The organism is Rhodopseudomonas rhenobacensis (genome assembly GCF_014203125.1).
GTDB classification, from domain to species: Bacteria; Pseudomonadota; Alphaproteobacteria; order Rhizobiales; family Xanthobacteraceae; genus Rhodopseudomonas_A; species Rhodopseudomonas_A rhenobacensis.
Map to the genome: position 1 here is coordinate 247,290 of NZ_JACHIH010000001.1, position 14,049 is coordinate 261,338.

Annotated in this window: 15 protein-coding genes; 11 read left to right on the top strand and 4 right to left on the bottom strand. The window is 66.1% G+C overall.

The genetic code is table 11. The annotated features are described in order from the left end of the window. Positions 1–196 precede the first annotated feature (196 nt). On the top strand, positions 197–367 hold the full coding sequence (locus HNR60_RS01135; protein ID WP_184253346.1) for a hypothetical protein: 171 nt from the start codon (positions 197–199) through the stop codon (positions 365–367). Positions 368–372: 5 nt separating this feature from the next. Here HNR60_RS01135 and HNR60_RS01140 read toward each other — a convergent pair whose 3' ends face one another. Beyond that, positions 373–1,296 carry a DMT family transporter gene (locus tag HNR60_RS01140; protein WP_184253348.1) on the bottom strand — a complete coding sequence of 308 codons (924 nt, stop codon included), beginning with the start codon at positions 1,294–1,296 and terminating at the stop codon, positions 373–375. Positions 1,297–1,468: 172 nt separating this feature from the next. Here HNR60_RS01140 and obgE point away from each other — a divergent pair, with 172 nt between their 5' ends. Beyond that, on the top strand, positions 1,469–2,518 hold the full coding sequence (obgE, locus tag HNR60_RS01145) for a GTPase ObgE (protein ID WP_184253350.1): 1,050 nt from the start codon (positions 1,469–1,471) through the stop codon (positions 2,516–2,518). A gap of 251 nt (positions 2,519–2,769) precedes the next feature. Beyond that, entirely contained in the window at positions 2,770–3,900 is a 1,131-nt protein-coding gene (proB, locus tag HNR60_RS01150) for a glutamate 5-kinase (protein WP_184253352.1), read from the top strand. A 2-nt stretch (positions 3,901–3,902) separates the two neighbouring features. On the opposite strand, the gene HNR60_RS01155 is transcribed toward proB, so the two are convergent. Both HNR60_RS01155 and HNR60_RS01160 read right to left on the bottom strand, forming a co-directional pair. Beyond that, positions 3,903–4,199 carry a type II toxin-antitoxin system RelE/ParE family toxin gene (locus HNR60_RS01155; protein WP_184253354.1) on the bottom strand — a complete coding sequence of 99 codons (297 nt, stop codon included), beginning with the start codon at positions 4,197–4,199 and terminating at the stop codon, positions 3,903–3,905. Further along, on the bottom strand, positions 4,189–4,464 hold the full coding sequence (locus HNR60_RS01160) for a type II toxin-antitoxin system ParD family antitoxin (protein WP_184253356.1): 276 nt from the start codon (positions 4,462–4,464) through the stop codon (positions 4,189–4,191). The genes HNR60_RS01155 and HNR60_RS01160 overlap by 11 nt, the downstream gene beginning before the upstream one ends. Positions 4,465–4,620: 156 nt before the next feature. Between HNR60_RS01160 and HNR60_RS01165 the strand changes: the two genes are divergently transcribed. From HNR60_RS01165 to HNR60_RS01200, 8 genes are all read left to right on the top strand, one after another. Further along, a complete protein-coding gene (locus tag HNR60_RS01165; protein WP_184253358.1) occupies positions 4,621–5,910 on the top strand; it encodes a glutamate-5-semialdehyde dehydrogenase in 1,290 nt (429 codons plus the stop codon). Positions 5,911–5,940: 30 nt separating this feature from the next. Beyond that, positions 5,941–6,570, top strand: coding sequence for a nicotinate-nucleotide adenylyltransferase (locus HNR60_RS01170; protein WP_184253360.1), 630 nt, complete (start codon positions 5,941–5,943; stop codon positions 6,568–6,570). A 215-nt stretch (positions 6,571–6,785) separates the two neighbouring features. Then, complete coding sequence (rsfS, locus tag HNR60_RS01175; RefSeq protein WP_184253674.1) at positions 6,786–7,142, top strand: ribosome silencing factor; 357 nt, start codon at positions 6,786–6,788, stop codon at positions 7,140–7,142. Positions 7,143–7,223: 81 nt separating this feature from the next. Further along, positions 7,224–7,706 (top strand): 23S rRNA (pseudouridine(1915)-N(3))-methyltransferase RlmH, encoded by a 483-nt coding sequence (gene rlmH, locus HNR60_RS01180; RefSeq protein WP_184253362.1) that lies wholly within the window; start codon positions 7,224–7,226, stop codon positions 7,704–7,706. A 19-nt stretch (positions 7,707–7,725) separates the two neighbouring features. Then, positions 7,726–9,072 (top strand): murein hydrolase activator EnvC family protein, encoded by a 1,347-nt coding sequence (locus HNR60_RS01185; RefSeq protein ID WP_184253363.1) that lies wholly within the window; start codon positions 7,726–7,728, stop codon positions 9,070–9,072. Beyond that, the gene (locus HNR60_RS01190) at positions 9,069–10,439 is read left to right on the top strand and encodes a S41 family peptidase (protein ID WP_184253365.1); all 1,371 of its coding nucleotides are present in this window, start codon (positions 9,069–9,071) and stop codon (positions 10,437–10,439) included. Before HNR60_RS01185 ends, HNR60_RS01190 begins: the two co-directional genes overlap by 4 nt. Positions 10,440–10,579: 140 nt before the next feature. Continuing rightward, positions 10,580–11,857, top strand: coding sequence for a divergent polysaccharide deacetylase family protein (locus tag HNR60_RS01195; protein WP_184253367.1), 1,278 nt, complete (start codon positions 10,580–10,582; stop codon positions 11,855–11,857). A 122-nt stretch (positions 11,858–11,979) separates the two neighbouring features. Beyond that, on the top strand, positions 11,980–12,513 hold the full coding sequence (locus HNR60_RS01200; protein ID WP_184253369.1) for an RNA pyrophosphohydrolase: 534 nt from the start codon (positions 11,980–11,982) through the stop codon (positions 12,511–12,513). Positions 12,514–12,706: 193 nt separating this feature from the next. Here the strand turns inward: HNR60_RS01200 and HNR60_RS01205 are convergent, their stop codons facing one another. Further along, on the bottom strand, positions 12,707–13,828 hold the full coding sequence (locus HNR60_RS01205; RefSeq protein WP_184253371.1) for a glycosyltransferase family 1 protein: 1,122 nt from the start codon (positions 13,826–13,828) through the stop codon (positions 12,707–12,709). Positions 13,829–14,049: the final 221 nt, after the last annotated feature.

A 14,049-nucleotide genomic window follows, 5' to 3' on the forward strand; every position in this document is an offset into this window, starting at 1 on the left:
CGCTAGCCAAAACATCTTCTGTTGCGTGCGATGCCCGGCCCTGTGCCGGGCATTTTGGTTTTGCGCCGCCGCATTTGCCGGGCATTTCGGTCGGCCGCTTAGCAGACGTTTAATCACGCCGAGCTGCGCCCGTAGCGCTCCGAGTACGCGGTTCCCTCCGCGCACGCTAGCAAGATCGTGCAATAGGAGAATGCACATGGATCGATATCTGAACGCCCTGCTCAAGCGCGACATGCTCGACGAATTCCAGCACGAAGTGGAGGCTGCCGATCGGCGCCACGCGCAGTTCGTCGCACAGCAGAACACCTCGGGCATTCAGCCGCTGCAGCTGGTGCTGCCCGGCTTCGAGGCGTCGCGCGCCAAGTAAGCGTCTCAGGCGCCGGGTGCTCGTTCGCCCGGCGCCGCACCGCGGCGTTCGCGGAGCAGGATATAAAATCCTGCGCCGATGATGATAGCGGCGCCGATCAGCATGGCGGGCGACGGCCAGTCGCCGAACACCAGATAGCCGAACACCACGCCCCACACGATCATCGTATATTGATACGGCACCACCACGCTCGCCGGCGCCAGCCGCAGCGAACGGTTGACGCAGAGTAGCCCCAGCGCCGACACCGCGCCGGCGATCGCGAACAGCGCAGAATCAAATAGGTCGGGCGTGATCCAGCCGGCGGGCGCCGAGGGGATCAGCACCGCACCGAGCGCCAGGGTGCCGATGAATTGCTGCGACGCCAGCACCATGTCCGGCGTGCCGCGCAGCGAGCGGGTGATCAGTAACAGACCCGCGAAGAACACGCTGGCGCAAAGCGCGATCAGCGCCGGCCAGGTCATGGTCTGCGCCGACGGCTGCAGCGCCACCAGCACGCCGACGAAGCCGACCACGATCGCGATCCAGCGCGGCGCATCGACCTGTTCACGCAGGAACAGCGCGGAGCCGACGGTCACGAACAGCGAGGACGCCAGGTAAAAGGTGATGACGTCGGCGAGCGGCAGATAGGCGGTGGCGAGGAAGAATGTCGCCACCTCCAGCGTGGCGATGATCGTGCGCGCCAATTGCAGCCAGGGCCGCGGCAAGCGGAGGAATTCCGCGCGCTGCCGCCAGATCAGCGGCGACAGCACGATCAGCCCGGCGCAGGCGCGCAGCAACAGCAATTGCCCGATCGAATAGCTCGCCACCACCAGCTTGCCGAGCGCGTCGCCAAACGAAAACAGCGCCATCGCCGCCAGCATCAGCCCGATGCCGGCCAAGTGCGCATTGCCCGGCGCGGTAGCGCTCGAAATTCTGGCAAACAACCCCATATGTCAGGAAACCTTATGCAACGAGGTCAGGCCGCGCGCGGCGCGGGTCGGCCGCGGCCCACCCCATCCTTTTCAAAATCCGGGCCGCCGGCAAGCGCGGAAAGCGCGGCATTTACAGGCCTTTCGGCATTGAATCGGTTGCCGGTTCAGCCCCCCTGCGATAGGGATAGACATGAAATTTCTTGACGAAGCCAAGGTTTATATTCGCTCCGGCGACGGCGGTAACGGCTGCGTGGCGTTCCGCCGCGAGAAGTATATCGAGTTCGGCGGCCCGAGCGGCGGCAATGGCGGCCGCGGCGGCGACGTCATCATCGAGGTCGCCGACGGCCTCAACACCCTGATCGACTATCGCTATCAGCAGCACTTCAAGGCCCAGAAGGGCACCAATGGCATGGGCAAGGACCGCCACGGCGCCAACGGCAAGGATATCGTGCTGAAGGTTCCGGTCGGAACCCAGATCCTCGACGAGGACCGCGAGACGCTGATCCACGATTTCACCAAGCTTGGTGAACGTTTCGTGCTGGCCGAGGGCGGCAATGGCGGCTTCGGCAACGCGCATTTCAAATCCTCGACCAACCGCGCCCCGCGCAACGCCAATCCGGGCCAGGAAGGCGAGGAGCGCTGGATCTGGCTGCGGCTGAAGCTGATCGCCGACGCCGGGCTGGTCGGACTGCCCAACGCCGGCAAGTCCACCTTCCTCTCGGTGGTGAGCGCCGCGAAGCCGAAGATCGCCGACTATCCGTTCACCACGCTGCATCCGCAGCTCGGCGTGGTCGACGTCGACGGCCGCGAATTCGTGCTGGCGGATATTCCGGGCTTGATCGAAGGCGCCCATGAAGGCGCCGGGCTTGGCGATCGTTTCCTCGGCCATGTCGAGCGCTGTCGCGTGCTCTTGCATCTGGTCGACGCCACCTGCGAGCACGCCGGCAAGGCCTACAAGACCGTGCGCAACGAGCTGATGGCCTATGCGGGCGAGCTCACCGAGAAGGTCGAGATCGTGGCGCTGAACAAGATCGACGCGGTCGATGCCGACGAACTGAAGAAACAGAAGGACCGGCTGAAGCGCGCCGCCAAGAAGACGCCGCTGTTGATCTCCGGCGTCGCCGGCACCGGCGTCAAGGAAGCGCTGCGCGCGCTGGTCGAAGTGATCGGCGAGGCCCCGGTGTCGGAGAAGGCCAAGGGCGCGGCGCAGGCCGAACCCTGGGCGCCGCAGAACGTGTAGCGTCGATCGATGGATCTGCAGTCGAACGCGCCGCACGCACGGCCTCACCTCGCCCCGCTCTTCGCGGGGAAAGGTCGGATCGCTCTTGCGATCCGGGTGAGGGGCGAGGCACCACGCGCGATCGAGCTCGGCTTCCGCAGGTCGGCAAGAGCCCCTCACCCCACCCCTCTCCCCGCAAGAGCGGGGCGAGGGAGCCTGCTGCCGCCTTGGCGACGTTGAATTGCTTGTTGTTAGCTGATCCAGAAGTCCCCATGCACCGTCCCGAACTGAAGAATTTCCGCCGCATCGTCGTCAAGGTCGGCTCCTCGCTGCTGATCGATTCCGAGGCCGGCGAGGTCAAGGCCGGCTGGCTCGCAGCGCTGGCCGCCGACATCGCCGAACTGCATCTGCACGGCCGTGACGTGCTGATCGTGTCCTCCGGCTCGATCGCGCTCGGCCGCAGCCGGCTGAAGCTGGCGCGCGGGCCGCTGAAGCTTGAGGAAAGCCAGGCCGCCGCCGCCGTCGGACAGATCGCGCTGGCGCGGATCTGGTCCGAGGTGCTCGGCGATCACGGCATCGGCGCCGGCCAGATTTTGGTGACGCTGCAGGATACCGAGGAGCGCCGGCGCTATCTCAACGCCCGCTCCACCATCGCCAAGCTCTTAGAATGGCGCGCGGTGCCGGTGATCAACGAGAACGACACCGTCGCCACCGCGGAAATCCGCTACGGCGACAATGACCGCCTCGCCGCCCGCGTCGCCACCATGAGCAGCGCCGATCTCTTGATCCTGTTGTCCGACATCGACGGGCTGTATGACGCGCCGCCCGGCGCCAATCCCGACGCCAAGCTGATTCCGGTGGTCGAGCAGGTCACCGCCGAGATCGAGGCGATGGCCGGCGGCGCCGAATCCGAATTGTCGCGCGGCGGCATGCGCACCAAGATCGAAGCCGCCAAGATCGCCACCACCGCCGGCACCCACATGCTGATCGCGTCCGGCAAGATCGATCACCCGCTGCGCGCCATCGCCAAGGGCGGCGCCTGCACCTGGTTTCTCACCCCTGCCAATCCGGTCACCGCGCGAAAACGCTGGATTGCGGGCTCGCTGGAGCCGAAGGGCACGCTGACCATCGACGCCGGCGCGGTCCTCGCCTTGCGCGCCGGCAAGAGCTTGCTGCCGGCCGGGGTGATCCGGGTCGACGGCCATTTCGCCCGCGGCGACGCCGTGGTGGTGCGCGGCCCCGACACCGACGAAATCGGCCGTGGTCTCGTCGCCTACGACGCCGACGATGCCGACCGCATCAAGGGCCACTCCTCGCCCGACGTGATGAGCATCTTGGGCATCACCGGCCGCGCCGAAATGATCCACCGCGACGATCTGGTGATGGGCGCGGTGCCGGGCTGAGGTTACTGCAGGTCTTCAGGTGAGATATCCTGTCGGCAATGCATAACTCGCGTGATTTCAATGGCGTTGGCCACGATGCCGTAGAAAATCACATAGTTGCCGACAACAAAGCTTCTTAACGCGCCGTCAAACTCCGGTCGCGCGCGGCCGACCAATGGATTTTCTACGAGCAGTTTGAAGGCCTCTCCAATCTGGTCCAGCAGTCGGTCGGCAGCGTAGCCGTTGTTGGTGGCGACAAATTTCCAGATCGCATCGAGGTCCGCTTCGGCTCGCGGCCGTTTACGGAATTCACTTGCCATTTTTCGCGGCAAGTTCCTGCCGACCCCGGGCCTTGATCCGCTCGACGAATTCTCTGGGATCGATCGCTTCCGCCGGCCCGCTATCGATCCCCTTTTGGATCTCCGCGCGCAACGCTTCCAGCTTGGCGGCGCGAAGAAACTCGCGGTCTTCGAGCAAGGCCAGCCCGTCGCACATCACCTCGCTCGGGGTGGAGTAGCGACCGCTTTTGACCAATTCGTCGATCAGGTCTTCGAAATGCTTGCCGATGTGATAGCTCGTTGCCATGCGCGCCTCCGGTCACCGCAAAAATAGATACGAATCCGGCCGATGGGAAGACCGCCGCGCCGCCACCGCCGGCCCGCTTTCACTGAGCCGCTTTGACCTGCGGCGCGGGACACCCTATTTTGACGGCAGTCACAAAACTGACGATTTGAGCCCGACATGACCGCCTCCCTGAAAGCCATCGACGGCGCCGCCGATCTTCCCGCGATGATGACCGCGCTGGGTGCCGAGGCGCGTGCCGCGGCGCGGGTGCTGGCGATCGCCTCGACCGCGCAGAAGAACCGGGCGCTGGCGGCGATGGAACGGGCGATCCGGGCTCATGCGGCGGAGATTCTGCGAGCCAATGCCGAGGACGTCGCCGAGGCCAAGGCCGGCGGCACCACCGACGCCTTCGTCGATCGTCTCACCCTGACGCAGGCCCGGGTCGACGCCATGGCCGACGGCATCGGCATCATCCACGACATCGCCGATCCGGTCGGCGCCGTCACCGAGCGCTGGCAGCGGCCGAACGGCATGACCATCGAACGGGTCCGGGTGCCGCTCGGCGTCATCGCGGTGATCTTCGAGAGCCGGCCCAACGTCGCCGCCGACGCCGGCGTGCTGGCGCTGAAGTCCGGCAACGCGGTGATCCTGCGCGGCGGCTCCGACAGTTTCCGCTCCTGCCGCGCCATCCATGATGCGCTGGTCGAGGGGCTGCGCGAGGCCGGGCTGCCGGAGGCCGCGATCACGCTGGTGCCGGTGCGCGACCGCGCCGCGGTCGGGCTGTTGCTCAGTGGCCTCGACGGCAATGTCGACGTCATCGTGCCGCGCGGCGGCAAGAGCCTGGTGGCGCGGGTCGAAGCCGAAGCGCGCGTCCCGGTGTTCGCGCATCTGGAAGGCGTCAATCACGTCTATGTCGATCGCGCCGCTGATCTCGATATGGCGAAATCCATCGTGCTGAACGCCAAAATGCGCCGGCCCGGGGTGTGCGGCGCCGCCGAGACGCTGCTGGTCGACCGCGCCGCGGAGTCAAATCTCGCGCCGCTGGTGACGATGTTGCTCGCGGCCGGCTGCGAGGTGCGCGGCGACGAAGCCGTGCAGCGCGTCGACCCTAGGGTCAAGCCGGTGGTCGACGCCGATTGGGACACCGAATACGAAGCCCCCATCATTTCGGTGAAGCTGGTCGACGGCGTCGACGACGCGCTTGCCCATATCGCGCAGCACGGCTCGCACCACACCGAAGCGATCGTCACCGCCGATGAAACAACCGCGGCGAAATTCCTCAACGAGGTCGACGCCGCGATCGTGCTGCATAACGCCTCGACGCAATTCGCCGATGGCGGCGAATTCGGCTTCGGCGCCGAGATCGGCATCGCCACCGGCAAATTCCACGCCCGCGGCCCGGTCGGCGCCGAGCAACTCACCAGCTTCAAATACCGGGTGCACGGCACCGGACAGATCCGCCCGTGAACCGCCCCTCGCGCGCGCGCGGAGCCTGAAGTGCCGCCACGCTCAGTTGCGCCGTCCTCGCGGATTCCGCCGCACAGCGACGGCATGCGCATCGGCCTGCTCGGCGGCTCGTTCAACCCGCCGCATCAGGCGCATCGCGACATCAGCCTGCTGGCGCTGAAACGGCTCGAGCTCGATCGGGTGTGGTGGCTGGTGACGCCGGGCAATCCCTTGAAGGACGTCAGCGGGCTGCAGGATCTCGCCGTCCGCGCCGCTGCCGCGCAGGCGATGGCCAATGATCCGCGCATCGTCGTCAGCTGTCTCGAGAGCTTCATCGGCACCCGCTATACTGTCGACACCATCGATTATCTGCGCCGCCGCTGCAGCAAGGTGCACTTCGTTTGGATCATGGGGGCCGACAATCTCGGGCAATTCCACCGCTGGCAGGGCTGGCGGCGGATCGCCGCGCAGGTGCCCTTCGCGGTGATCGACCGGCCGCCGCAGAGCCTGCGTGCGCTCGCCGCCCCCGCCGCGCGGGCGCTGGCTTCGTCACGCATCGCCACCCCCGACGCCGCGCGATTGGCCGATCGCAAGCCGCCGGCCTGGGTGTTTCTCACCGGCATGAAATCCCCGCTGGCGTCCACCGGGTTGCGGAACCCGGACGGCAGCTGGAAGAAATGACCGCCGCCACGATTGGAATATTGAACCAGTCACCCCATTTGCGTAAGATCACCGCGAGCCGCCGGGATTCGGCGTTCGCGATACAGTGAAAGGAATGGTCCCTGACCGCATCTGTATTGTCCAAGACTTTAGCGTCGAAGTCTTCGTCGAAGTCGGTTTTACCGAAGCCGCGTAAAACATCGACTGCTCTTGAGGCATCGACTCCTGTCGCGGTGCTGTCGGCGCGGCCAGACGCCGACCAGACCTTGCAACTGATCCTCTCCCGCCTCGACGACATGAAGGCGGAAGAAACGGTCACCATCGACCTTCGCGGCAAATCCGCCTTTTCCGATTACCTGGTCGTCACCAGCGGGCGCTCCAACCGCCACGTCGGTTCGGTCGCGGAAAACGTCGTCAAGGGCCTCAAAGAGGCCGGCGTCGTCAGTCCGCACGTCGAAGGCCTGACCAATTGCGACTGGGTGCTGATCGATTCCGGCGACGTGATCGTGCACGTGTTCCGCCCCGAGGTCCGGGAGTTCTACAATCTCGAGCGATTGTGGACCCAGGTCCCGGCCGCGGCGAAGACGCTGTAGGATCGTCTCCCTCGCCTGCCCGGCTCGCTCGCGCGCCATGCGAGCTTGGTGCGAAGCGACGCGCGGTGCTAGTTTGCGCCGATGCGCGTTGTTGTGATTGCGATCGGCCGTCTGAAGCAGGGTCCGGAACGGGAATTGGCCGAGCGTTACCGCGAGCGGTTCGACGATCTCGGCCGCAAGCTCGGCTTTCGCGGCCCGGAGATTCATGAAATCGCCGAAAGCCGCGCCGGCGACGCGCCGAGCCGGATCGCTCAGGAGGCTGCCGCGATCGCGGCGCTGATCCCTGACAGAGCCGTGCTGGTGACGCTGGACGAGCGCGGCGACAGCCTCGACAGCGCCGCTTTTGCCAAGAAGCTCGGCGGCTGGCGCGACCAATCCACCGCGCAGGCGATTTTCGTGATCGGCGGGGCGGACGGACTTTCGCCCGAATTGCGGCGCAAGGCCAAGCTGAGCGTTTCGTTCGGAGCCGCGACCTGGCCGCATCAGATGGTTCGCGTCATGCTCCTGGAGCAACTGTATCGGGCCGCGACAATCCTGTCGGGGCACCCCTATCATCGAGTCTGACGAGAGCGCCGACCCCTTGATGCAGACACCGCGGCCCCCCATGACACTGGGTCACACGGCGGCTTTGCTCCGTCCGGGCGCGGCTGCGCTGATGGCGGGCGTGATCGCCGCCGGCGCGATGCTGTCGCAGGCCCAGGCGCAAAGCGCCGCGCCGCCGGTCGATCTGATCCGGCAGCGCGAGCAGGAGCTCGAAGCCGCCCGCGCCCAGCAGAAGAGCGCCGCGGAATTGCGCGACAAGCTCAAGGCCGAGATCACCGCGATCGGCGAGGATCGCACCAAGCTCAACGAGCAACTGATCGATATCGCCGCACGCGTGCGCGGCATCGAGACCAGCATCGGCGAGGCCGAGGCGCGGCTGCGGCCGCTCGACGTTCGCGAGCAGCAGGTCCGCGGCTCGCTGGAATCCCGTCGCGCCGAGATCGGCGAAGTGCTGGCGGCGCTGCAGCGCGCCGGTCGCCGCGCCCCGCCGGCGCTGTTGGTGCGGCCGGAAGACGCGCTGCAATCGCTGCGCACCGCGATGCTGCTCGGCGCCGTGGTGCCGGAGATGCGGGTGCGCGCCGATCAACTGGTCGCCGACCTCGGCGAACTGATCAGTCTGCGCAAGACCATCGCGGCCGAACGCGATCAGCTCGCCGCTGACCGTGCCAAGCTGAACGAAGATCAATTGCGGCTCGCCTCGCTGGTCGAGGAACGGCAGAAGAAACAGAGCGCCGCCGAAAAGGACATGGAAGCCGAACGCGCCCGCGCCGTGACGCTGTCGCGCCAGGTCGACAGCCTACAGGACCTGATCGGCAAGATGGAACAGGATCTCAAGAGCGCCGCCAAGGCGGCGGCCACCGCCAATCTGCAGGGCGCGCCGACCGCGGCGAACGGCAAGCCGAATCTGGCGGCGCTGCGCGATCCCGGCCGGCTCAGCCCGGCGATCTCATTCGCCTCCGCCAAGGGACTTTTTGCGCTTCCGGTTAACGGCAGCAAGATTCGCGACTTCGGCCGTCCCGACGGCGTCGGCGGCGTCGAGAAGGGTATTTCGGTGGCAACGCGCCCCGGCGCCCAGGTCACAACTCCGTGCGATGGCTGGGTTGTGTATTCGGGACCGTTTCGCAGCTATGGACAACTCTTGATCCTGAATGCCGGTGGCGGGTATCATGTGTTGATCGCCGGGATGGAGCGCATTTCGGTTAACATCGGCCAGTTTGTGCTCACGGGAGAGCCTGTCGCAACTATGGGATCGAGCTCCCGCGTTGCTTCCATCCTCGCGGCGAATGCGAGCCAGCCCGTGCTCTATATCGAGTTCCGTAAAGACGGCACTCCGATCGATTCAGGCCCATGGTGGGCCGCAAATGAAGGCGAAAAGGTTCGCGGATGATGCGCAAGACTTCGGTAATTCTGCTGAGCGTTGCCACCGGCGCGGCGCTCACATTGTTCGTGACCCAACCGCGATCGATCCTGATGGGATCCTCCGCGCGGGCCGCGACCTCCGACACCTATCGCCAGCTCAATCTGTTCGGCGACGTATTCGAACGGGTGCGCAGCGACTACGTCGAAAAGCCCGACGACTCCAAATTGGTCGAATCCGCGATCAGCGGCATGCTGACCGGGCTCGATCCGCATTCCAGCTACATGGATGCCAAGAGCTTCCGCGACATGCAGGTGCAGACCCGCGGTGAGTTCGGCGGTCTCGGCATCGAAGTCACCATGGAAGACGGCCTGATCAAGGTGGTGTCGCCGATCGACGATACCCCGGCCTCGAAGGCCGGCATCATGGCCAACGACATCATCACCAATCTCGACGACGAAGCGGTGCAGGGCCTGACCCTCAACCAGGCGGTCGAGAAGATGCGCGGCCCGGTCAACACCAAGATCCGGCTGAAGATCGTCCGCAAGGGCCAGGACAATCCGATCGACGTCACGCTGGTGCGCGACAACATTCGCGTCCGCTCGGTGCGCGCCCGCGTCGAAGGCGACGACATCGGCTACATCCGCATCACCACCTTCAACGAGCAGACCACCGAAGGCCTGAAGCGCGAACTCGCAGCGCTCACCACCCAGATCGGCAGCGACAAGCTGAAGGGCTGGATTCTCGACCTGCGCAACAACCCGGGCGGCCTTTTGGAAGAAGCCGTGACGGTGTCGGATGCGTTCCTCGATCGCGGCGAAATCGTCTCCACCCGCGGCCGCAACGCCGAGGAAACCCAGCGCCGCGCCGCCCATTCGGGCGACCTCGCCAAGGGCAAGCAGATCATCGTGCTGATCAACGGCGGCTCGGCCTCGGCGTCGGAAATCGTCGCCGGCGCGCTGCAGGATCACAAGCGCGCCACGCTGGTCGGCACCCGTTCGTTCGGCAAGGGTTCGGTGCAGACCATCATTCCGCTAGGTTCCGGCAACGGCGCGCTGCGGCTGACCACGGCGCGATACTTCACGCCGTCCGGCAAGTCGATCCAGGCCAAGGGCATCACCCCGGACATCGAAGTGCTGCAGGACGTGCCCGACGAGATCAAGTCGCGCACCGACACCAAGGGCGAAGCCTCGCTGCGCGGCCATCTCAAGGCCGAAGGCGACGAGAAGACCGGCTCGCAGTCCTACGTCCCGCCGGAAGCCAAGGACGACAAGGCGCTGAAGATGGCGGCCGACCTGTTGCACGGCGTCAAGGTCAACGCCACCGCGCCGGCGGCCGCGCCCGCCACCGGCGACAAGGCGGCGATCGACAAGCCGGCCGGCAAGGTCGAGAACTAAGCCGCGCTCGCCGCGCCCGACCGAGACTGGCATGATCCAAGAGGGCGGCTTCCGGGCCGCCCTTTTTGCTGTCCGCAGGCGTCAGCCGATTCGCCGACCCATGGTATTGTCGCCGCGGCTGATTCGGGAGGTCCCTTGCCGTGACAACGGACGAACTGAGCGCGCCGCTGGGACAAAAGCGGCCGGCGAAGCGGGAGTTTCGGCTGCCGTTCTCCGGAACTCAGGCGATCGCCGCGCTGCTCGGCCTGGTGCTGCTGGCGTTTTTCGGCTTTGCGATTTTCAACAGCAATCCGCAGGGCGGCGAACCGATGGTGCGGATGGCGATCCGCCCCGAGCCCGCCGCCGACAAGCCGCCGGCTGCCGATGCCGCCAAGGCCGGCAAGACCGAAACCCACGACACCGCCGCCAAGGCCGAGAGACACGACAAGGCCCCGCCCGCCGAACTGCCCGGCCAGAAGACCGTCACCATCATCGACGGCTCCAGCGGCGCGCGCCAGCAGGTGGTGATTCCCGGCGACGGCAGCGAGGCTGCCGCCGCGCCCGCGGCCAATATCGATCCGAAGCTGTTGGAAAAGAGCCGCTACGGCATGATCCCGGTGATCGCCGACGGGGTGAAGCCGTTCAACGCCTATGCCAGCGCCAGCGACGCCGATCGCGCCAAGGCCGCGCGGCTGCCGAGCATCGCCATCGTGGTCGGCGGGCTCGGCGTCGGCGCCGCCAAGACCACCGACGCCATCATGAAACTGCCCGCCGCGGTGACGCTGGCGTTCACGCCCTACGGCTCCGATCCGGCCAAGCTGGTGGAACGCGCCCGCGCCCAGCGCCACGAAATACTGCTGCAGATCCCGATGGAGCCGTTCGACTATCCGGACAACGATCCGGGGCCGCAGACGCTGCTGACCTCGCTGCCGCCGGAGCAGAACATCGACCGGCTGCATTGGCACCTCAGCCGGTTCCAGGGCTACATCGGCCTCACCAATTTCATGGGCGGCCGCTTCGTCACCGTCGATGCGTCGCTGCAACCGATCGTCCGCGAGGCCGCCAAGCGCGGGCTCGGCTATCTCGACGACGGCGCCTCGCCGCGCAGTCTTGCGACCACGATCGCGGCCGGGCAGCCGCTGCCGTTCGCCAAGGCCGATCTCAGCATCGATGCGGTGCCGACTGCGCTGGAAATCGACAAGGCGCTGTATCGGCTGGAAAGCCTGGCGCGGGACAACGGCAACGCCGTCGGCGTCGCCTCGGCGTTGCCGATCTCGATCGAGCGAATCGCCGCCTGGAGCCGATCGCTGGAAAGCCGCGGCCTGCTTTTGGTGCCATTGACAACCGCGATGCTGAAATCAAAATCCGGCCAGGGCGGGGCTGCGCAGGTTCCGGCCGCCGCCGCCGAGCCGGCGGGACATGCGGCCAAATCACATTAGCTCCGACAGATCCGGAGATTGATTGCTGTCTGTTTCGCTGCGCTTTGCGCATAAGATGTCGTGAGGTCAGGCGCGGCCGACGAGATCTGACCCGAACGTCTCACTGCAAAGGCTCTGATCGCATGACCCGTTACGATGACCTGCCCTACCGGACCTGTGTCGGCATGATGCTGCTCAACGCGGAGGGGCTGGTGTTTATCGGGCGCCGTCTCGGCGGCATCGAGCACGTCGACGAATCGCACGTCTGGCAGATGCCGCAGGGCGGCGTCGATCCCGGCGAAGACCCCTGGTCTGCGGCCAAGCGCGAGCTGTACGAGGAAACCAGCGTCAAATCGGTCGAGAAGCTCGGCGAGATCGCCGACTGGCTGATCTACGACATCCCCCGCACCGTGGCGGGGCGCAGCTGGAAGGGCCGTTATCGCGGGCAGCGGCAGAAGTGGTACGCGGTGCGCTTCACCGGCGACGATTCCGAGATCGACGTGGTGTCGCCGGGCGGCGGCCACAAGGCCGAGTTCATCAGCTGGCGCTGGGAGCCGATGCAGAATCTGCCCGAGCTGATCGTGCCGTTCAAGCGCCCGGTCTATGAGCGCGTGGTCAAGGAATTTGCCGCGCTGGCGCAGGGCGGCAAGGCGAAGGTCTCCGGCGGCGGCAGCTGAGCGCAAAAGTGGAAACTGTCATTCCGGGGCACGAGCAGCGAAGCTGCGAGTGAGCCCGGAATCCAGTATTCCAGGGCGGTGATTACTGGATTCCGGGTTCGCTCGGCCTAACGGCCTCGCGCCCCGGAATGACGGCCTCATTTTCGGTCGAACGCCATCAATCAAATCGACCAGCCACTCACAACACTCCGGTCTAAATCACCGCCGCCGCACCATCCCGCTCCGGCGCCAGTGCCGCGCGCAAAATGTGATCGCAATACGCCTTCAGCACGTGATGCGTAAACGCGTTGTCGCGCGCCGCCTTCGCCATGCTGAGCAGCCGATCCTTGTCGGCGAGCGCCGCCACCACCGCGCGCTCCAGGCCGCCCGGCTCGACGTCGTAGTAGACCGCGTGCACGCCGCCCAGCATCGGGGCGTGACGCAGGATGGTCGGATGATTGATCACCGGCACCGCCTGCACGATCGCCGCTTCGTAATGCCGGTAGCAGTCCCAGCCCATGCCTTCCGGCGACCACGCCAGCCAGGAATGCGACATCCGCTCGAGAAAAGCCTCGTAGGGCAGCCGCTCGGTCGGCTGATCGATCCGGTAGCCCAAAGCTCTCAGCCGCTCCAGCTCCGGCACGCCGGCGCTGCGCACCGTCGAATTGCCTTTGACCGAACCCGAGAAGAAGATGTCGTGGGTCTTCTCCGGAAACGCCGCGTCGCGCCAGCGCTCGTCATATTTGAACTGCGGCAGCGAGATCGGCTGCAGCTTGTCCATCCGCGCCCGCCATTTGTCGCTGTTACGATAGCGCAGCGTCGGCAGATGCGGATGGATGGTGCCGTACAGCACCTGCCACTTGTCGACCGGCAATTCGCGCTTGAAGAACACCTTGGCCCTGTCGAGCAGGAACACCGAATCGGTGCCGATGCCGAACGAATCGTCCATGTCGATGGCGACCAGCGGCACCGGGACCTTGGCCCAGCGCAGCACCTCGACGCCGAATTGCCGCGTCAGCGACGCCCACGGATGCCGCGGCGTGTTGAACGGCGCGCGCGCCCAATAGCGCGGATGCCACGGCGAGTAGCGCACCGTATTGGCAATCACCACGTCGTAGCGGCCCTCGGCCGCGGCGCGCAGTTCTTGCAGCACGCGGTCCGGCGTCGAGAAGCCGTCGATGTCGGGAAAATCCTCGGAGCGCTTGGTCGCGGTCCACAATAGCGTGGTCTGCGCGGGATACTGTTTCTTGAAATAGCCGCTGCCGATTTCCAGGATCCGGAGCCGCGAGACATCGAACTGCGGGGCCGCGCGCTCTGGATTGCCTGACACCACCATCACATCCCAACACTGCGCCGGCGCCGCCGGCCTTCGCCGAGCCGTGGCCCGGCGGCACGCGGCTTCGGTAGCACGCGGCTTGGCGGCGTTCAATGAAACGGCCGGTCCCGCCACGGCTGGGCGGATCTTGCGTTAGCGCAATGCCACGGGCCGCCGTCGCGATCACATTATCCGGGCGCACTTGATCGTCGCTGGCGTTTGCGACAGCGTGTCGGTGTCGC

Bases quoted from the DNA above. Each gene is read 5' to 3' on its own strand.
- HNR60_RS01160 (WP_184253356.1), bottom strand. From the start codon at position 4,464: ATGGCAACGAGCTATCACATCGGCAAGCATTTCGAAGACCTGATCGAC.
- proB (WP_184253352.1), top strand. From the start codon at position 2,770: ATGCACCGTCCCGAACTGAAGAATTTCCGCCGCATCGTCGTCAAGGTC.
- HNR60_RS01185 (WP_184253363.1), top strand. From the start codon at position 7,726: ATGCAGACACCGCGGCCCCCCATGACACTGGGTCACACGGCGGCTTTG.
- obgE (WP_184253350.1), top strand. From the start codon at position 1,469: ATGAAATTTCTTGACGAAGCCAAGGTTTATATTCGCTCCGGCGACGGC.
- HNR60_RS01135 (WP_184253346.1), top strand. From the start codon at position 197: ATGGATCGATATCTGAACGCCCTGCTCAAGCGCGACATGCTCGACGAA.
- HNR60_RS01155 (WP_184253354.1), bottom strand. From the start codon at position 4,199: ATGGCAAGTGAATTCCGTAAACGGCCGCGAGCCGAAGCGGACCTCGAT.
- HNR60_RS01165 (WP_184253358.1), top strand. From the start codon at position 4,621: ATGACCGCCTCCCTGAAAGCCATCGACGGCGCCGCCGATCTTCCCGCG.
- HNR60_RS01190 (WP_184253365.1), top strand. From the start codon at position 9,069: ATGATGCGCAAGACTTCGGTAATTCTGCTGAGCGTTGCCACCGGCGCG.
- HNR60_RS01205 (WP_184253371.1), bottom strand. From the start codon at position 13,828: ATGGTGGTGTCAGGCAATCCAGAGCGCGCGGCCCCGCAGTTCGATGTC.
- HNR60_RS01140 (WP_184253348.1), bottom strand. From the start codon at position 1,296: ATGGGGTTGTTTGCCAGAATTTCGAGCGCTACCGCGCCGGGCAATGCG.
- HNR60_RS01200 (WP_184253369.1), top strand. From the start codon at position 11,980: ATGACCCGTTACGATGACCTGCCCTACCGGACCTGTGTCGGCATGATG.
- rlmH (WP_184253362.1), top strand. From the start codon at position 7,224: ATGCGCGTTGTTGTGATTGCGATCGGCCGTCTGAAGCAGGGTCCGGAA.